The organism is Albidovulum litorale (assembly GCF_025751495.1).
GTDB lineage: Bacteria > Pseudomonadota > Alphaproteobacteria > Rhodobacterales > Rhodobacteraceae > Albidovulum > Albidovulum litorale.
In genome coordinates this window covers 129,984-149,075 of sequence record NZ_JAOWKZ010000004.1, presented here as the reverse complement: position 1 = coordinate 149,075, position 19,092 = coordinate 129,984, and the positions used below count along the sequence as shown (strand labels likewise).

Sequence of the window (19,092 nt, the reverse complement as noted above, 5' to 3'; positions counted from 1 at the left end):
GTTGCTGGCTCAGATTTCCGGCGATGCGCATAGTAATATGGAAGGACGTCTATCGTAAGAACACCGGATGGTGAATACCGATCGGCCTCCATATCCGCCATCCGATCTCCGTTGCCTCAGTTACCGTCTTTTCGCCGCCTGTCAATTTCGGATTGAGCACCAGCAAACCGCGTATATCGCGCCAAACGCGTTTCGTCTTCCAACTTTTCGCGCTCAGTTTTTCTCGCGAATCCCACTTCATCCCGATCTCTACCACGCTCGGGATGAGATCTGGACCACGTAAGGTTGTCTCGCGTAATCGTGTTCGCAGTCGTCGCGCCGTCGGTGACCGCCACATCAGTGGCGCTGACTATCCACATGCCGGATCCCACTAGGAAAAACACGAACGAATGCAGCGGGCCCCAGATGTGAACCGTGGCCAATGCGAATGCCAAACCGATGCACATAAACATCCAGCCGAGACGCAGATTGGAAATGAATGATCCGGGCGTGAGCTTTCGACGTCCGACCCTGATCATCGCATCGAGATACCCACCGGCCACCATTGCAAAGCCCGGAATGCCAAATTTTACTGCCATAACAAGCCAGTAATTGTCGATGCTGCCCGAACGCATGAAACTTGGTCTGATCCAATTCCGCAATCCAAGCCCGAAAATTGGATTGTCCCAGACGTTCTTCAGGCCCCACTCAAAGATGATCCCACGCCAAAAGGCGTTATGGGCCGAGAAGGTCGCGTAACTCATAAAAACGCGGATCGGTGTCCTGTTCGATAGAAGGTCGACTAAAACATAACCAAACGCGAATATCCCGGCGAGCAACAGCCAGCGCCGGGACACTCTACGAAACACATAATTCCAGACAATCAATCCACCCTGCATGAGTGCGGCCAGCAATGCACCACTCGACAGGGACAAAAAAACAGCGGCGCCGACGGCAGCGACCGCAAGGTAGCGCAGGGTGTTGGTCAGGACACCCTTCATTCCAATCCATGTCAAAGCCAGGACTGCTGTGCAGAACAGACCGTAATGTATTGGATGCTGGAACGAGACTTGCGAACGGTGAAGCCCCAAACGCGGCGGCATGGAGAGCTGTTTCACCGTGTCTACACCCGGGATTTTTTCGATGAGGCTCAGCACGAGTGACTCATCCGTCAGGGATTCGAAGATTGCCAGCGGCAATGAAAGGACCGTGAACACGAGTACGGCACGGATCAATCTGTAGAATGCCTGTGGTGTTCGTATACAGGCCCGCGCGAGCACATAGGCGCCAAAAAACTCGATATTATAGATACCGGCGGCTTCGACAACGCGCACCGGATTGTTCAGGGCAATGCTCAGCAAAACCCAGAAACCGTGAAGGGCGAAGAGAATATCGACGAGATATATCCTGCCAAACCGACCAGTGAACAGGCCGATCGTCGTTGGTATGATCGTAATCAATAGTATCAGACGCGGAAGGGAAAGGGCCAACGTTCCGACCCGGAATTCAACCGGGATCACCAGCGCAATGACAAATAGGAAAACGACGATGGCGCCCCGCCCGTCATCCGGCGGAACGGCAATCGCGCCGTCAGACTGAGCGCTCTGCCTATGGATCACACGGGTGTAGATGTCGAACCTCTCCCAAGACTCGCCGGACGTATCGCGCGTGCGGCGGTTCTGCGTGGCTTTCGGCCACTATACCATTCCTGCCCGCCATTTCATCACGGACTCGCGAACATCAGTAGCCTTTCAACCAGTCATGACGCGCGTGCCAGGTTTCGGACCAGGCCGCAGCCTTCGCCCGAACCTTTTCCCCTCCTGCCAGCGCGAGGCATTGGAACGCCGCGGCGCGGATCGCTGCCCATGACCACATCATTGCCATGCCAAAGGGCACCCAGGCAGGTGCCCAATGGTCGCGGATCAGGGTCGAACGGGCCTTGGCGAGAAGGACAAGTTTTCTGCCCAGCGTTTTTGATGCTGCGCCGACGATGTGCATGATTTCGGCGTCCGGTGTGATCACCGGCCGGCAACCGATGCGTGCCGCCCGCAGGCACAGATCGCTTTCCTCGCCATACATGAAGTACCGCAGATCGAACCCGCCTAACCGGTTCCAGAGCTCACGGCGGATCAGGAATAGGCACCCGACGACGATGTCGACCTCGCGCACCGTATCCCGCTGCCAACCGCCCATCGCCTCGGGATTGAAGAATTCGGATCTGGGCGCCAACGCGGTCAACCCGAATGCCATGCAAAAGACGCTCCATGGTGTCATCCGCATCCAGCAGGAGGCAATGTTGAGTGAACCGTCCGGAAAGACCGTGCGACCGCCATAGATCCCGGCATCCGGATGGGCTCGGGCGAAGGCCATGAGCTTGTCGATGGCCCGATCGTGAACCTCGGTATCGGGGTTTAGGAGCAAAAGCCATTCGGTTTCGGCGGCGGCTGCCACGATATTGTTCGCGCGCGCGAAGCCGACATTCTCTTCGCTTCGGATAAGCTCGACCTCGGGAAAGTCTTCCGCGATGGCATCAGCTGAACCATCAGAAGAGGCATTGTCGAATACGACAACCTTGAACGGCGTGTCCTGCGTTTGCGCGAAAAGGGTGCGCAGGGCGGCGAGCGTCAGCGCACATGTATTGTAGCTGACGACAATCACAGTCAGGTCACTTTTCGCACTCGTCATTTCGTCCTGCATCACGCCCCGGATGTGCAACTTCTGAGCAAGGTCAAACATTTGACCACCCCTTACACCGAATGGGCACGCGATGCGATTCTGTTTCGGCAGCCGCTAGACCCCTCACCAACCGCATTTGCATTTCGTTAACTTTATTGACGTTTTCTAAACAGGACTTAGCTGGCCCGCCCCCGGCACCTTCCCAAAGAGGAGAATCCCATGCTTCTCGACCCCGCAACCGCCGTTCCGGCAACATTCGCACCCACGACTTCGTTTTGTCGCCCGTCTCGCGACACTGTCCTCACCAGTGCGACCAATCCCCAATTCAAAGCCCGTCGCCGCGGCCTGAACCGGCTTTCGGGCGTAAGAAACCTGCTGGTCAATCTGAAACGTATGATCCTGCGCAGGGTCTGGGGAATGGACATCCACCCCACTGCACAGTTTTCGCTTTCGACCAAATTCGATCGGACGTTCCCAATCGGCGTACATGTCGGGCCGCATTCCTATGTCGCATTCGAGGCCCGTATTCTGACCCACGACAGGACACGTGGTCTCTATCTTCACACCAGGATTGGCTCCAACTGTTTCATCGGCGGACGCAGCCTGATCCTGCCCGGGATCGAAATCGGCGACAATTGCGTCATCGGGGCCGGTTCGGTGGTCACCAAGTCGGTGCCTGCCGGATCGGTGGTTGCAGGAAATCCGGCCCGCGTCATCCGGACCGGGATTGACGTCGGGCATTACGGGCGCTTCGCTGCGGCCGACGCGACCGAAAGCGCGCTTGCCGAACGCGGGCTCGCCTAATCATTGGCAATCCGGTTCGCTCTCGCTGCGTGCCTGCTCGTGGCCAGCGCCGCGGCTATGCAGTTCGAACCGGCAAAGTCCGTCGAGCGCAATGACCGGATCATAGTTGTCGGCTTTCCTGCGCATGAGACTAGGTCTATCCGGATCGGCGCGCACGGAACCAGCCTGACCCGTCGCGCCCTCTGGACCACTCAGCTTGGCGACCGATTGACCGACTGTAGCCCTAACGGTGTCTCGGCAACTGTAACGGGTCTGACCGGAGCGAACTCGTCGCAAGGATTGCAGGCGATCACCGCAGCCCGAGTTAATGGTTTCGACGTTGTGCTGATCGAATACGCAATTAATGACGCAGACCTTCTGGACGGCATTGCCCTTTCTGAGAGCCTGACGAATCACCGCCATATGATCTCGTGGCTGCGCAAGGCGAATCCCGGCATCTCGATCATACTTCTCGCCACCAACCCGGTTCGCGGTATCCAAAAACTGAAGCGCCCCCAGTTGGAAACCTATTACACCGCGCTCGCTGACCTGGCCGACGAGGAAAGCGTGAGTTACTTCGACGGAACCTCAAGGTGGACTGGCCGCTATCTTACCAGCCAGAGCCTTCCCGACGGGCTTCATCCCGACCCCAAGGTTGAGGCTGAGTTATACAGTCGGCCGCTTGCACGGATGGTCGCAGGTTCTTTGGGCCTGTCTTGCCGGATCTGAACAAATAACCAATCCCTGCTGTGGCGAACGCCACGACAACCGGTCACGCAACGCCCGTATCCTAAATGTTATCCAGCGCGGCGATGCGTCGCCACCGGACCTGGCGATCCGCCGGGTACAGGGGCGGAGCGTTCCCGGTCGGTGACGACCAACCGGACGAGCGCCATCGATATCCGGGACCTCTCTGTCCGGCCGGTGCGCCGTCCCGCAAGACGGGAACTCAGAATGATATCACTTTCCTCGCTCTCTTTTCGTGGCAGCCGACCTGGCACATCCGGACCAGCCCCCCAACCGGTCAACGTCACGCTGGCCGCCTTCAGCCGGGACCGCACGATCTTCGACAGCGGCGCGGGTATTGGCCTCGCGGTCGCGGATGTACCGCTTTCGGGCACCGGCACGCCGGGCCAAACAGTCGAGGCGCGGGCAATATCACTTGACGACGGCGGTGCAGAAACAACGGCCTGGACCGACATGTCAGCTGTCGACGGGGCCGGTCACTGGAGCGGCCTGCTGGCGGTGCCGCGCGCGAACACCTGGTACCGGCCAGAGGTCAGATTGAAGGCACAGCCGGGCGTGACAGCGCAGGGCGCCATGCGGTTTGGCGTCGGTCATGTCATCGCAATCTGGGGGCAGTCGGAACCGGACCGTATCTTGTCCGCGTTTCACGACAACACCATGCCGCCCGCCGTTTCGGACCCCGACGCGGTCCAGATATTCCATGGCGCTTCGGACGGGCCCGTGCGCCATTTCATCACCGATTCCCAGCCCCTGACCGCAGGCGCGGCCGCCATGGCCGCAACGCTCATCGAAGCGCGGCCGGGCGAAAAATTCGCTGTGATCTTCCACACGGTTCCCAGTTCGGACCCGCGCGGGCTTGTCAACGATTCCGACCCGGGCCGCGAATGGGCAAACGACCGGGCCTTGCATGACTTTGCGACGGCCGACGGGCAGAAGGTCGGGCTGGCCGCCATGTCATGGTTCGCGGCCCCTGGCAGCCTGGGCTCAGACTACGGAGAGGCCCTGTTTCCGCTGTTTTCGGGCAGGCGGATGGATGGTTCGCCCGTCACCTTTCCGGCGACCATCACCCATGGCGCAAGCGGCAGCTATCATGCCGATCACTGGTTCGGGGAGCTCTACGACTATTCCCATACCCGCTGGGTTCCCTATGGTCCGCACCGTTTCGACATCGACGCCGACCTGCAGGACGCAACGCATTACTTAGGCGGTGGGCTGCAATTCAACCTTGTCAACAAGCAAGCCGCACGGGTCAGCTGGCGGGCCATGCTGGCCCTGCCAGATGCGACGATGTTCCTGCCTTTAGGACTGGAGCCTACTAACTACGTGAACGGCTTTAGCGACGGTGCGGGCGGATGGGCTGACTTCTCCCACCCGTCGGGCGATACGGCTGACGGCTTGCAGGCATGGGCACGGCTGACGGCGCTGGCAATCCTTCAGTCGGCAGGTCTGACCAACTGGCCGGTTCCGGAGTTTGATCAATGTCTCTGGGACCCTTCGGGGGCCTGGGTAGAGGTCTGGTCCTCTGCAGGCCCTATCACCACGACGCGCCGGGCACGGAATGAGCCTGCCCTCGGGACAACACAACCGCACTGGACCGAAGTCATGGGCTTCCAGATCAACGGAACGCCTGCAGCGACAACCCAGATCATCAATGGGAAGGTCCGTATCATGCCTAATAGCGGGCCCTTCACCTATGTCGATTCGATCCAATACGGCGAAGGCGGCGCCAGCGGCATGATCGCCTATCCGGACGATTATATCGCCGAGACCTGGAAGAACCTGCCAATCGTCAACATCGGGGGCACAGGTCTGAACGGCATACCCGTGCGTCCGCTTGCCGATCCCGGTGTTCTGGCGAACACGCTTCCCGTCGGTGCGCCGAGCTTCCTGACTTCTGCCACGGGTCCCTACTTTCTCGATCCCGCCAACGTTCCCGCCGGAACGAGTGCGATCACTCATGCGGCGCGAATTCGCTTTGACGCCCTGCCCGGTTCGACCGCCATCCTCTTCGCGCAGTCGAGTACCGGGTTCGATGTCGAATTGATGAATACCGGGGCGCTGAGGGTTACGGTTGAGGATGGTACCGGCCTGAGGACCCTGAATGCCGTGACGGTCCCGACGGCTCTTTCATCTGGTGTCTGGTATGACATCGTCTGTTCGGCCAATCAGGTGGAGAAAGCCTTTCGGGTGGCGATCGACGGACAACTGGTGGCGACCGTGCCGTTTACAGCGAGCGGTAATGGACTGTTCCAAAGTAACCGGTCGTTGAGCTATCTGGCGCGGAATTCTGGGGCCCCGCAATTCGTGGGCCAGATCGAGTATCTCAGGACCTGGTTCAGCACGATACCCAACGGGTTGGCCCCCGCCGGAACGCCGTACAAATCGATCACCGGCCCGGCAAGTTCGGCCAACGCGGACAGTTGGAAACTGGGCGCAAACGCCACCTGAAAGGGGATCATAAGAACTGAAAACGGCGCGCGGCCATTATGGCAAGCGCGCCGTTTTTATGCTTCGGACCTGCGCCCGGTGCAAACCGGACGATAGCATCAGCCTACCAAAGCGCCACGATCCCTGCGGCCGTGGTGCCCACCGCATTGATCCCGCTTGCACGCACCGGCAGCAGGGTCCCGGCCGGAACATTCTGGAACAGCACTGCCTGCCCTCCTGCAAGCCGGACGGAGAGATTTCCGGCCTGACCCACGTAAAGAGCGCGCGGCAGAATCGTCAGGTCGTTCACGTCGTCGGGTGTCACCGTCGCACCATCCCGCGCAGGGGCGGTGAGACTTGTGGGATAGTCTGAGAACTTGTCCATATCTTTCATCCTGTCGCCCGCTGCTTAAGAACCATCATGGCCTCTGTCCTACACAGAGTGTCGAGACCCGCGCCGGGCATGTTGCGTAAGCTTCTTCGAACGGGACCGCCGCAAAGCTGGACCCATACACGGTCTAATCCTGCCTTGGTTAAGAACGCGGCAAACGGGCGTTCGGGCCGACTGTTTCCAGATGAACCACCGCGAATGCGGTCAAATCGGCGGAAATACGCCCGTTTACTTAACGTATAGTGCACAATAAGCGCCGAATTCGCGATTGCGGTCACATCGAGACTACATTTGCGCCCAATCTTTGCCACGTTGCGACGCATTGTTCGTGCTGGGGATACACTCACGCTGGCGCGCGCCTCTCGCGCAACGAAGGGACAGAAAGATGAAACGTTTTTGCTCGCCGGTCATCATGGGGGTGACAGCAGCATTGTGGAGTTCCGCCGCATATTCGGCCGACTTTTACGTCCGGCCACTGGCAGCCGGACCCGTAACCGGCACGGCGCTTTCAGTTGTCACGCTTCAATCGCTCGAAACCACTGCACCTTCCGAAGAAGAGGAAGTTGCGCCGGGAACTTTTATTGGTGGATTCGAGACTGAAAAGCAGTCGGATGAAACCTCTGCAGACGACACTGCCGGTGGTAGCGACGCAACCGAGAGCAAGTTCCTTTCGACTGCTTCAACCGATGGTGCGACGATCACCAAAGGTGCCAAGTGGGTCAGCGCCCCCAAGGATATTAAGGGATCGAGAGGCAAAGGGAAAACGAGCGGTTCGACCCAGACCGACACTGCGGACACGGGCGGCAGTGAGGTATCCGACGGGGGGACGTCAGGCGGTTCCGGGTCGAGTGAAACCACCTCTTCTGGCAGCACCACAACCGAAGGCGGATCTGAGGGGACGTCATCGTCAGGCACGACTTCGACAGGCGGCGCATCTGAAGGAACGACGACGGCGGGAACCTCCGCGGACACCGAAGGTGGTTCGACCACAACCAGCGATTCGACGACTACAACTGGTTCGACGACCACCGGTGGCACTACAACAACTTCCGGCACGACCACAACGACAGGAGGAACCACAACCACTTCGGGCGGACCGACGACGACCACGAGCGGCACAACAAGCGGTGGAACAACTACGCCATCTCAGACTTGGGCGTCGGTTTCGGATGTTTTCTCGTCCGGCCAGTTGCAGGCGGGTGACCGGATTTTCCTGATGGCCGGCTATCACGGTCGCCTGTCGATCACCGGACAGAAGTTTACCAGCCCGGTCGTGATCGCACCCGCACCGGGAGAAGTCGCCCATGTCAGTTCGATCATGATCCGCGATTCAAGAAATTTCGTCATTCAGGGGCTCAAGGTCTGGGCAACATCGTCGAATGCCGGAACGGGTGCGATGATCAGAAGTTATTCCGACTCTTCAGACCTCGCCTTTATGGACCTCGATATCCGATCAGTGTCATCGGCCGGTAATTATCTGCAATGGACCGCGACCGATTGGGACAACAACAAACGCAACGGTATGCTGATTGCGGGTGATCGTGTCACGATTGCGCGCAACCGCGTGACAGGCATCTACCACGGGATCTTCGCTGGTGCGTCGAATTCACTGATGGAGCAAAATATAGTCGACGGATTCGCGGGCGATGGGATGCGGTCGAACGGCGACAACTCCATCGTGCGACGCAACAAGGTCCAGAACTGTGTCAAGATCGACGGCAACCACTCGGATGGCTTCCAGGCTTTTTCGATTGGTGCAAACGGCCCAGGAACAGGCACGATCAAGAACCTGACGATTGAGGACAACAAGATCTTCGAGTGGGTGTCCGCGGCAACGAGCCCGATCAGGTGCAAATTGCAAGGCATCGGTATGTTTGATGGGATGTATGATGGCACGGTCATCCGCAACAATGTTATCGCCGTGTCCAACTACCATGGCCTTACCGTTGCAGGAGCCGTGAACTCAGTGATTGCCAACAACACGGTCGTCCATCCCGACGGCATCGCCGGTAACCGCCCATGGATCAAAATCTCGAATCACAAAAACGGTACTCCCCCTAGCAATGTGACCATCGCCAACAACCTTGCAACCAACTATCACGTTTCGTCGGATCCCAGCCGTAACATCCTGGGTACAAACAATGTGGTCGTGAGCAATGCGACCAACGAATTCGTATCCTTTGCTACGCAGGATTTCACACTCAAATCGACGGCCCTAGGCGTCGATGCCGGTCTCTCCAGTTATGCCCCGGCAGATGATATCGTCGGAACGGCGCGCCCGAAAGGCAAAGCTCCCGACGCGGGTGCCTACGAAAACTTCTGAAGCGCGCACCCGAATTCATACTCCGCCCGGACGCAGCCGGGCGGAGGATGAATTCAGATCGTTCCGCCGAATGCCTGTCTCAGCATCCATACCGCCCTCTTCATTCGTAGTCGGATGAGCGTCATCGCGCCGCGGAGCCTTTCACCGGGTGAGGCGAGTTTGGAACTGAAGACCAGGCGTGGAAGGTGGGCAAGCGCACTAGCTGGCATCGCCAGCGCCCTTAGCCCCCATATAAATCTGGCACCAAGACCGTTTCGCGTGAGGTGCAGTTCAAACATTTCGCGCGTCAGACGACGCCATTTGCGTTCCAACGCGGCCCAGTCCGAGCGTGTCGGGTGTGAAACGCGCATGTCCTCATCCAAAGCCAGCTGGAATCCTTTCCGACGCGCTCTCCAACACCATTCCTCATCTTCAGACACGCCGTCGATGAATGGCCCCACTGCCTCGAAGACGCGTCGAGAGGTGACCAGATTGGCGGTAACGGAAAAACCCTTCTTTTCAGCGTAATACCGATAGTTGAAGGCGAACACTGTCTCAAAGGCCTGTGCCCCGGTACGCGGCGGTGGAGTTTCGTCGAAGACGTCGATTCCTCCGCCGACAATGTCTGATTTGTCGGCAGCTGACTCAGCGGCGGCAAGCCAACCGGGTGCGGGAATACAATCGGCATCCAGAAAGGCGAACGCTTCAGCGTCTGTTTCGCGAACACCGCGATTGCGTGCAGAGGCGGCACCCTTCGTATCCTCGGTGACAAAACGCACGAACGGAAAGTCTGCTTTTATGTTGTCGAGCGGTTCTGGAGTGCCGTTATCGACGACGACCACATCAACACCGCTGGTTGCGTCGAGCATGAGAGCACCCAGACACCGCCTGAGGCGCGTCATGTCGTTGTAGTGTGGAATGATGACCGCGAATTTCAGGCGTGTGACCTTTCCGTTCCGATACGCCACGATTCGCGTAGTGATGCAGTTTTGTCCAGCCCACCGAGCCTTTCGCCAAGCAGAGGCCGTTCGCGAGACAGCCGACAAAGGCTTCACCGTCCGTTCCGCAGAAACGATTTCCGCAGCATCGGAGAACTGTTTCCCGTCCGGCGAAACGCGCCGTTCCCAAATCGGAAACAGTGGGCACAAATTCTTAGGCTAAGTTTCTGATTCGAAAGTTTACTCAACCTAAAGCTGAAGACACTCCCTGTATTCCGAAAAGAAGCTCAATTATGGCATTTCGGTGTTACAAATCGTTCAGAATGTGGTACAAAATACGTGGGATATCACGTGCCGCTGACCGGCGACACATGGGTGGAAGGAAATTCGAAATGAATTGGTGCTTTAGCGCTCTTGCAGGATTGGTCTTTATGGCCGGCGCTTCCACAGCGAGCGCGAATGTTATTGACTTTACGGATGCCAGCACAGGCACGTCCGGTTCTATTCTTAACGGAACGGTCACCTGGACTATGGATGCCAGCGGTTATCTGAATAACTCGCAATCGTTTGACGGAAATTCTACGCCTTCCGGGACGGGCTTGTCTTTCGAAACCGACGGTTACGGCGTCGGAATGCGTGATGACGAAATCACAACTGTGAGCACCAACAACTTCGAGTGGATCCGTGTGACGTTCAGCGCGCCAGTGTTGGTCGATGCGATCTATTTCCTGGATCTTTTCCAAGCGAGAGACGGTTCGTCTCAGGAAATTGGCATTGCCTCCATCAACGGCGGTCATCCGATCATTTCGCTCTACGCGAGTGATATTGCCGGTTCCGGCGCAGCGGGTTTCGTCGGCGCGTCTTTCGCTGCGATCGCAGTGACAGAAATCTTCTTCACCGTCCTCAGCAGCAACGACAACCTCGGCTTTGCCGACGGCGCACTGGCGGGTATCAGCTTTGTGGCGCCGATTCCGCTACCGGCCGCAGGGTTCATGCTTCTTGGCGGTCTCGGTGGGCTGGCTGCGGTTCGGCGTCGGCGCAAGGCAGCCTGAATTCGCTTCACTCGCTTCGGTGGAGTTGGACAGGCCGGGCAATGCCCGGCCTTTTCGTTTTAATCCGATAGCGCTTGTTAACGCTCCCGGGACTATGAGTAGGAATCGTAGCTGTATCCGACGAGTTTGTCGGCATAGCGACACTTGTTGAGTACGATACCCAGAACATTCGTTAACTGTGCGAGTTCCTTCTCGCAGACATCGATGTTTGGAAGGGTAGTCCGTTCTGCCGCCACGATCAGAAGGGCGCAGTCCACGTTCCCAAGGAACCCGACATTGTCGTCGCTGGCAAGCATCGGAGACATGTCAAACAGCATCACGTCCGGCTGCCACCGCCGCTCGATCTCATCCAATACCTCGCCCGTCCCGCTCGCCTGCAACAGCTCAGAGGGATTCCGGCACGCTGTCGCGTTCATTGCCAGAATCAGGTTCTCTCCAATCCGCACGGCCTGGTCTTCGAAGGCAATCCTGCCATCCAGAACCTCGTGGAACGAATGCTTAGGCGTCAGGCCGGCCACCTTGTGCAGTGCTGGCCTCCGCAGATCGAGGTCAAATAGCATGACACGAAGGTCTTTTTGCCGGGACAGGCTGAGTGCAAGATTGAGGGCTACGGTTGTTTTGCCGCAGGCAGGCCCGGGCGACGTCACGGCGAGACGGCTCCATTCCTTCTCGCGCATCAGACGGATCGTACGCGAACGGAGCATGTCATAGGGGGTTGCGTCCTTGCCCCCTAAAATTGCGGTGATCCTGTTTCGTTGCAGACGCGCCGGCGTCAGCTTGAATTCCGGCAAACTCAACCAGTCACCCGCCGCCATAACCTTCGGCGAAACCGGTTCACGGTCGACCCTGGGCGTACCGAGGGTACTCTTGCGCATCTCTCGGGCTTTGGCCAGTGCAGCTTCGAGTTTTTCCATACTACGCGTAATCCTCGCCCTTAAAACAGATCACAACCGAACGCCGATCTTTGCGGCAAGCTTCCCGACGATGCTATCGAGCGGTGCATAGTAAACGTGCACCGCATAGACCATGGCCGGGATGCCCACGACCGCGACAAGCAGGATTGCGGCAAATGCGGTCCGCCGCATCATCGTTTCACCTGGCGTGCGCATATAAGGAATTGTCGCGATCGGCATGATGCCAAACGTCCGGACCAGATCAGTGGGCCGCCTGACCGCACGGTTCAAAACCTCGATCAATACAATAAAGGCAGCACCGAGAAACGCACCAGCCGCGACACCACCGCCCGCGATCATTACTCGATTTGGGCGCGAGGGTTTTGCGGGCACGGTGGCGGGTTCAACCACAGAAATACGCTCACCCTTTGATCTGACCTCGATTTGTTCGCCCGCGGAAGCCGCAGCCAGTTTGCCTACAGCCGAGTTGTATTGCTGCTGTATGTTGCTGTAGTCGCGTTGCAACGCATCCAACGCAATTTGGTTCGCCGGTGTCCGATCGATTGAGCCTTTGAGCGATTCCAACTCAGCGATCAAATTGACCCGCTCTTCTTCCAGAATCTCGATCTGCGTATCCAGATCGGCAAGTTGGACATCCAGCAGCGTCGCGGCTGGATTGCCGGACGGGTCGGACGGCAGTTGCGATTTAACGACTTCTTCAAGCTGGGCGATCTGCTGCTTGATCAAAACGACCTTGGGGTTGGTTTCGGTAAAGACCGCCAACATGCCATTCAACTGGGTTCGGAGCTGGTCGAGTTGCCGCTGCTCGGGCGTCTGGTTGGCAGAGGCCCCGCTGATCTGACCGGTCGACTCGAAGATCGCGACCATCCGCGCCTTCTGATCCTTCAGGGAAGCAATGTTACGCTCGGCGTTCGCAAGGCGCGTTTGCAGGATCTGCTGCTGATTGAGCCGATAGTTCAGCGTGTTTGGCAACGCATCAGAATTCTTGTTCTGGAAATCGAGGATTTTTGCGCTCTGAATGTCCAGTTCCCCTGACAGTCTGGCAACTTCCTGCCGAAAAAATTCGACCGTATCCTCGGCATTGCCGGTTCGCAGCTCAAGATCAGCCTGAAGGATAAGCGTGACATATTCATTGACGACACCCGCAGCAGCTTCGGCGGTTTCGGCCTCGAAGGCGATGCCCATAATTGTTGCTTGGCCACGGCCGGCGTTCTTGTTGATCTGGGTAGAGCTGCGCATCGACTGAACGATATCGTCGGGCGACATTTTATCCATATCCGGGAACACTTTAAGATCCTGTGCGATCCTCAAGAGATTGGTCCGGGTCATGAGGTATTTTTCGATTGTCTGCAGCTTTTCCAAAGCCTGCGCCTGCACCGTTGGCGCAGAGAGCGCACCCGGAATCGATGACGCCTCGACCAAAAGGATGGAATTGGCTGAATAGACCGCAGGCAGCAGAAAAGCGGCGGCGATCGAAGCCGCCGAGACGAGTGCGAAAATGATGATGAAATAATGCAGCCGCCTCAGGAAGACCGCGAAATAGAATGACAGATCCAGATTCATTTATGCTTCTCTTCCTCCGCCGCGATCTGCGCCGCAAAGAACACACCGTCGTCGATTACCGATTGTACCACCGAACCGTCGACATGAGGGTTGTCCATGCTCCACCCATAGAGCAATGCCATGTCGCAAAGCTGGTTGACCAGACGGGGCACGCCATGGGTCACCTTGTATATCATCCGCGCAGCTTGGGGCGTTATCTCCTCGCCGCTGCCACCGGCTGCCTTTAGCCGGTATGAAATAAGTTCGATCACCGATTGCTCGTCGAGCGGCAAGAGGTGAAAGCTCGCCGCAATTCTCTGGGCAAGCTGCCGCAGGGACGGGTGCAACACCATGTCCCGCAACTCGGGTTGACCGACCAGAACCAGTTGGATCACTTCGTCTTTTCCCGAATTGATATTGGTCAGCATCCGGAGTTCTTCAAGGCTTTCGGCGGAGAGGTTCTGGGCTTCATCAAAGATCAGAACGACACGCCGGCCAGCGGCGTATTCCTCGATCAGATAATCCTGAAGCTTCTGGAACAACGGCACATAACCTGCCCCAGCGTCGAACGGAACGCCAAGCGAGTTCAGTACCCACTGGATCAATTCGCCCCGACCGCCCTGAGCGTTCGAGATCAGGCCGACGGTCACTCGCGATCCGAACTGGCGCAGGAGTTCACGCAACAGCGTCGTCTTGCCGCAGCCGACACCGCCTGTAACGAGCGTGATGGGCGCACGGCTCAGAATTCCGAATTCGAGCACGGAATAGGCACGACGATGCTGAGCCGACCAGAACAGGAAGTCCGGATCCGGAACAAGCGTGAACGGGCGTTCCCGGAACCCATAGAATTCCATGTAAAAGCCAACGCTGTCGTTCGTATCGGTCTCCACGACCTTGTTCATCCGCAATCCAACTCACTCAATACCGTGTGCTCGAACCATGGGCAGATCCGGCCACGGTGTCCACCGCCGACGGGTAGACCAGAAAGCAGGGATCATACAAGTTCGGCGACTTAATGGCGCTGACTCATCCAGACCTGACTTCACCCAGTATACGCAGTTTGATTCGATGTCTTCCAGATCTGCGTCAACCCCGCCATCGCAGCGCACAATCATAATACTAACCCACACTGTACACGGTACGGAAACGGTTCCGCCAGCCACGATACGCAACACCCGGGCTAAAGCCCAATCTGGTGGCCCCGCGCCGCGAATCTGCCCTGGTTTCCTAATTGTTGATTCCGTGCCCGATTCAAAGATGCTAAGACTTATGCGCCCTTACCTAGGGGGGCAGGAATCGTGGTAGTAAACGTTCGGGCGGTTGTATACGGCCGCGCATTGGTGCCTATTCGGTGTGATCGCACACATGACGCTTCAGATTAATGACCTTTCTGATCAAATCGGGATGTCGAGCGCATCGGCGGGCTCTGTGAATATTCGACGGCAATCTGGTCTGTACCGCAACGTTTTTAAGCGCGCCCTCGACGTTCTCGCGGTGCTTCTATCCGGCATGGTCGTGCTGCCCGTGGTGTTCATACTGTCCGTGGCCGTAGCCCTAGACGGTTCTTCACCCTTCTACTGGAACGAACGTGTCGGACGCGGCGGACGAACCTTCCGGATGCTGAAACTTCGCACGATGGTTCCGGATGCCGATCGAATGCTGGAGGAGTACCTGTCAAAAAATGCCGAGGCCCGGCTTGAATGGAACTCCACTCAAAAGCTCAAATCGGACCCCCGCATCACCCGGATTGGCAGGTTGCTGCGCAAGACCTCAATGGATGAATTGCCCCAGCTCTGGAATGTGCTGGTCGGCGATATGTCTCTAGTCGGGCCACGCCCGATGATGCCCAGCCAGCGGTCGCTTTATTCCGGAACGGCATATTATTCTCTCCGGCCCGGCATCACCGGGCCGTGGCAGGTATCCGTTCGCAATGAAAGCGAGTTTTCCCAGCGCGTGGCATTTGACACGGCATACTATCAGGAACTTTCACTCATGACCGATATCAAACTGCTTCTTGCGACCGTCCGCGTGGTAATAAGGGGAACGGGTTATTGATTTGACCGTTTCACGCGTTTGTGACGTCATGCCATGAAATCATGCAACAAGGTCTCCGAATGGGTCTTTCCAAGGCAATTGCCGTTCTAACCCTGACTGCCGGACTTACGGTCCTGGCGGCCTGCGATTCCTCCGAAGAACGCGCGGAAAAGCACTACCAATCGGGCCTTGCCTATCTTCAGGCCGGCGATGTCGACCGCGCGCTGGTCGAGTTCCGCAATGTTTTTGACCTAAACGGCAATCATGCAGAAGCGCGTCGCACCTATGCCGAGGTCGAACGCAACCGTGGAAATCTGCGCCAGGCGTTTGCGCAGTACCTTCGGCTCATCGAACAGCACCCCGAGGATATGGACGCAGCCCGCGCCCTCGCCGAAATCGCGGCCGAAGGCAATGACTGGGAAACGGCAGCGCGTTTCTCCGGGAAAGCGCTGGAAAAGGTGCCCGGCGACGTTGAGTTGACGGCAATCCGGATTGCGGCAGATTACGGGCGTGCAATTGTCGACAACAACATCACGATATTGATCAAGGCGGCGGCCGAAGCCCGGGATCTGCGCAAAACGATACCGGACAACCTGCTTTTGCGGCGGGTCGTCATCGATGACCTGATGCGGGCACAGGATTATCACGATGCTTTGGAGGAAATCGACCTCGCCCTTGAAGTCGCGCCGGATGACCGGCCGCTCAGGGCACAGCGCCTGCAGGCACTGGCGGCGGTTGGCGACGATGCCGGGGTGGAAGCTGAGTTGCGCGGCCTCGTCGAACGTTTCCCGGACGCGCCTGAAATGGCGACCACGCTCGTGCGCTGGTTTTCCTCACGCAATGAGCTGGACCAAGCCGAAGAATTCTTGCGCAGCCGTATCGATCCTGCCGACCCCGATCAGGAGCGTGTCCTGAACCTCGTCCAGTTCCTTGCAGAACAGCGTGGACAAGAGGCGGCAGTCGAAGAGCTTGAAAAGATCATCGCGGGCGACAATGCGGCCCCCGCATATCGCGCGACGCATGCGGCGTTCATCTTCGATCTCGGACGCCGGGACGAAGCAATTGCGAATATGCAGGAATTGCTCGTGAACGCATCCCCCTCCGTCGAAACACGACGCACCAAGATCGGTCTGGCGAAGATGCTGCTCATCACCGGCAACCCGGTAGGCGCGCGCGCGCTGGTCGAAGATGTTCTGACCGAAGACGCCGGTGATATCGAAGCGCTGAAGCTCAAGGCCGGGTGGTTGATCCTTGACGATGCGGTCGGGGAGGCGATCGCGATTCTCCGCAAGGCCGTCGACGAGAACCCGCGCGATGCGGCCGTCCTCACGCTGATGGCGCAGGCCTATGAACGCGATGGGAACCGGGAACTGGTGCGTGAAAGCCTTTCCCGGGCCGTTGAGGTGGCCAACCGTGGGCCAGACGAATCGCTGCGATACGCGCAATTTCTGGCCAACGAAGGCAAACTGCTTCCGGCCGAGAGCGTTCTGATCGACGCTTTGCGCCTGTCGCCGGGCAATACCAACCTGCTCATTGCCTTGGGCGAGGTCTACCTGCGTGTTCAGGACTGGCCGCGCGCGACCGCTGTCGTAAACGCGCTGATGTCGCTTGAACCGCGCGAGGCTCATTTGGCAGCGCAGAACATTCAAACGTCTATACTCGCCGGCCAGGATAATACGGACAAGGCGGTCGCATATCTGGAAAAACTGGTGGAGGACGGAACCGGCGGGCTGCCCGCGCGGGTGGCGATCCTGCGGGCCCATCTCGACAATGGCGACAACGCCAAGGCACGCGCCTATTCCGCCAAGCTTCTGGAAAGCGATCCGGAGAACCGGAACCTGCGGTTTATCGATGCTTCAGTACGCACCTTGACTGGGGATTCCGAGGGGGCCGAAGCAATCCTGCGCGATCTGCTCGATGCGGATAAGCAGCTCATGCCGGCCTGGCTGGCCCTCATTCGCATCGTCGCTGCAGATGACACGCGTGTTACCGAAGCGTCCGATTTGATTGGCGAAGCTCTTGAAATCGCACCGGATTCCAGCGACCTGAAGTGGGCGAAAGCGGGGCTTCTGGAAAGACAGGGGAATATCCCTGAGGCCATCGCGATCTATGAAGAGATGTACAAGGATAATAGCGCCAATCCGGTCATCGCCAATAACCTCGCCAGCCTATTGTCGAACCACTATTCCGACCCCGACAACATCCAGCGGGCCGAGGTAATCGCCCGCCGTCTGCGTGATAGTACTGTTCCTGCATATCAAGACACTTATGGCTGGATCGCCCACCTCCGAGGCAATCATGACGAAGCGCTGCGGGATCTAGAAAAGGCCGCTGCTGCCCTGCCCGACGACCCGACTGTTCAGTACCATTTGGCGGTTGTTTATGAAGCGACGGGTCGCGCATCCGATGCCCTTCGGCGGTTCCGCCGCGCTGTGGACCTAATTGGTCCGGATCAGAAGAACCCCGTTGCCGCCAAAGCGAGGGAGGAGATCAAGAGGCTTGAAGCCAACGGCATAACAGTGGGCAATTAACAGAGAGCATTGTTGCCCTAGAGGCACTTTTTGAGCAACTCAAAGGGCGGCGTGCCCCCGATTCACAAGTTAACAGTTTGATTCACAACCCATCAGTCTTAAGCTGGCATGGAATCGGGAATTATTGGGTGTCGACATGTTCAGAATGCTGCTCGGCTTTGTCTTGGCCGTTCTAATGGTTCCGGCTGCGTTCGCGCAGAGCGGATACCGTATTCAGACCGGTGACGTACTTCAGATGGAAGTTCTTGAAGACCCGAGCCTGAACCGAAGCCTTCTCGTCCTGCCGGATGGAACGGTCAGCCTTCCGCTTGTCGGAACCGTCAAGGCGTCCGGACGTAGCCTCGACAGCATGCGAGGTGCAATTGCAGCAGCCCTGGAGCCGAACTTCGCTGCTCCTCCGACGGTGTTCCTGACTGTCGGTCAATTGAATCCCGTCACCAGCGCGGTGAACAACGCAGCTGCGCAAGCAGCTGCATCGCAGGTGCGACCCTACGGTACGATCGCGGTTTATGCAGTTGGCGAAGTCAATGCGCCTGGTCGGATGGATGTCGAGACAGGCACAACCTTGTTGCAGTTTCTGGCGGAAAGCGGCGGCATGACAAAATTCGCGGCAACAAAGCGTATCCAGTTGCGCCGAGCTGATCGTAAAACCGGAACTGAGACGGTCTATCGCTACAACTACAAAGCCGTTCAGGCTGGGGCGAAGTCGCCGGTAATCGTCCTTCGAGAAGGCGATGTGATCGTAATCCCGGAACGACGGCTATTCGAATGACGTT

General features: G+C 58.0%; 15 protein-coding genes. 8 read left to right on the top strand and 7 right to left on the bottom strand.

All coding sequences use genetic code 11. The annotated features are described in order from the left end of the window. Positions 1–116 precede the first annotated feature (116 nt). Both OEZ71_RS15935 and OEZ71_RS15930 read right to left on the bottom strand, forming a co-directional pair. Complete coding sequence (locus OEZ71_RS15935) at positions 117–1,598, bottom strand: O-antigen ligase family protein (RefSeq protein WP_263741014.1); 1,482 nt, start codon at positions 1,596–1,598, stop codon at positions 117–119. A 121-nt stretch (positions 1,599–1,719) separates the two neighbouring features. Then, entirely contained in the window at positions 1,720–2,715 is a 996-nt protein-coding gene (locus OEZ71_RS15930; RefSeq protein WP_263741013.1) for a glycosyltransferase family 2 protein, read from the bottom strand. Between the two features lie 159 nt (positions 2,716–2,874). Here OEZ71_RS15930 and OEZ71_RS20250 point away from each other — a divergent pair, with 159 nt between their 5' ends. From OEZ71_RS20250 to OEZ71_RS15915, 3 genes are all read left to right on the top strand, one after another. Next, positions 2,875–3,459, top strand: coding sequence for an acyltransferase (locus tag OEZ71_RS20250; RefSeq protein WP_318527853.1), 585 nt, complete (start codon positions 2,875–2,877; stop codon positions 3,457–3,459). A gap of 39 nt (positions 3,460–3,498) precedes the next feature. Continuing rightward, positions 3,499–4,167, top strand: a complete 669-nt coding sequence (locus tag OEZ71_RS15920; protein ID WP_263741012.1) for an SGNH/GDSL hydrolase family protein — start codon at positions 3,499–3,501, stop codon at positions 4,165–4,167. A gap of 225 nt (positions 4,168–4,392) precedes the next feature. Beyond that, positions 4,393–6,633, top strand: a complete 2,241-nt coding sequence (locus OEZ71_RS15915) for a LamG-like jellyroll fold domain-containing protein (protein ID WP_263741011.1) — start codon at positions 4,393–4,395, stop codon at positions 6,631–6,633. A gap of 103 nt (positions 6,634–6,736) precedes the next feature. Here the strand turns inward: OEZ71_RS15915 and OEZ71_RS15910 are convergent, their stop codons facing one another. Continuing rightward, complete coding sequence (locus tag OEZ71_RS15910) at positions 6,737–6,997, bottom strand: spike base protein, RCAP_Rcc01079 family (RefSeq protein WP_263741010.1); 261 nt, start codon at positions 6,995–6,997, stop codon at positions 6,737–6,739. Positions 6,998–7,388: 391 nt separating this feature from the next. On the opposite strand from OEZ71_RS15910, the gene OEZ71_RS15905 reads away from it, so the two are divergent. After that, positions 7,389–9,326: a right-handed parallel beta-helix repeat-containing protein gene (locus tag OEZ71_RS15905; RefSeq protein ID WP_263741009.1), complete on the top strand. Its 1,938-nt coding sequence runs from the start codon at positions 7,389–7,391 to the stop codon at positions 9,324–9,326. A 53-nt stretch (positions 9,327–9,379) separates the two neighbouring features. On the opposite strand, the gene OEZ71_RS15900 is transcribed toward OEZ71_RS15905, so the two are convergent. Then, positions 9,380–10,273 carry a glycosyltransferase family 2 protein gene (locus OEZ71_RS15900; protein ID WP_412175642.1) on the bottom strand — a complete coding sequence of 298 codons (894 nt, stop codon included), beginning with the start codon at positions 10,271–10,273 and terminating at the stop codon, positions 9,380–9,382. Between the two features lie 401 nt (positions 10,274–10,674). On the opposite strand from OEZ71_RS15900, the gene OEZ71_RS15895 reads away from it, so the two are divergent. Continuing rightward, the gene (locus OEZ71_RS15895) at positions 10,675–11,295 is read left to right on the top strand and encodes a VPLPA-CTERM sorting domain-containing protein (protein ID WP_263741008.1); all 621 of its coding nucleotides are present in this window, start codon (positions 10,675–10,677) and stop codon (positions 11,293–11,295) included. 92 nt (positions 11,296–11,387) lie between these two features. On the opposite strand, the gene OEZ71_RS15890 is transcribed toward OEZ71_RS15895, so the two are convergent. From OEZ71_RS15890 to OEZ71_RS15880, 3 genes are read right to left on the bottom strand one after another with little or no spacing between them, the layout of a single operon-like run. Next, a complete protein-coding gene (locus OEZ71_RS15890; protein ID WP_263741007.1) occupies positions 11,388–12,209 on the bottom strand; it encodes a tyrosine-protein kinase family protein in 822 nt (273 codons plus the stop codon). A gap of 30 nt (positions 12,210–12,239) precedes the next feature. After that, entirely contained in the window at positions 12,240–13,772 is a 1,533-nt protein-coding gene (locus tag OEZ71_RS15885; protein ID WP_263741006.1) for a GumC family protein, read from the bottom strand. Next, entirely contained in the window at positions 13,769–14,653 is an 885-nt protein-coding gene (locus tag OEZ71_RS15880; protein ID WP_263741005.1) for an ExeA family protein, read from the bottom strand. The genes OEZ71_RS15885 and OEZ71_RS15880 overlap by 4 nt, the downstream gene beginning before the upstream one ends. 502 nt (positions 14,654–15,155) lie before the next feature. Between OEZ71_RS15880 and OEZ71_RS15875 the strand changes: the two genes are divergently transcribed. The 3 genes from OEZ71_RS15875 (at position 15,156) to OEZ71_RS15865 (ending at position 19,088) form a co-directional block, all read left to right on the top strand. Continuing rightward, positions 15,156–15,806, top strand: coding sequence for a sugar transferase (locus tag OEZ71_RS15875; RefSeq protein WP_263741419.1), 651 nt, complete (start codon positions 15,156–15,158; stop codon positions 15,804–15,806). Between the two features lie 59 nt (positions 15,807–15,865). After that, on the top strand, positions 15,866–18,316 hold the full coding sequence (locus OEZ71_RS15870; RefSeq protein ID WP_263741004.1) for a tetratricopeptide repeat protein: 2,451 nt from the start codon (positions 15,866–15,868) through the stop codon (positions 18,314–18,316). Between the two features lie 136 nt (positions 18,317–18,452). Further along, positions 18,453–19,088 (top strand): polysaccharide biosynthesis/export family protein, encoded by a 636-nt coding sequence (locus OEZ71_RS15865; RefSeq protein WP_263741003.1) that lies wholly within the window; start codon positions 18,453–18,455, stop codon positions 19,086–19,088. Positions 19,089–19,092 lie beyond the last annotated feature (4 nt).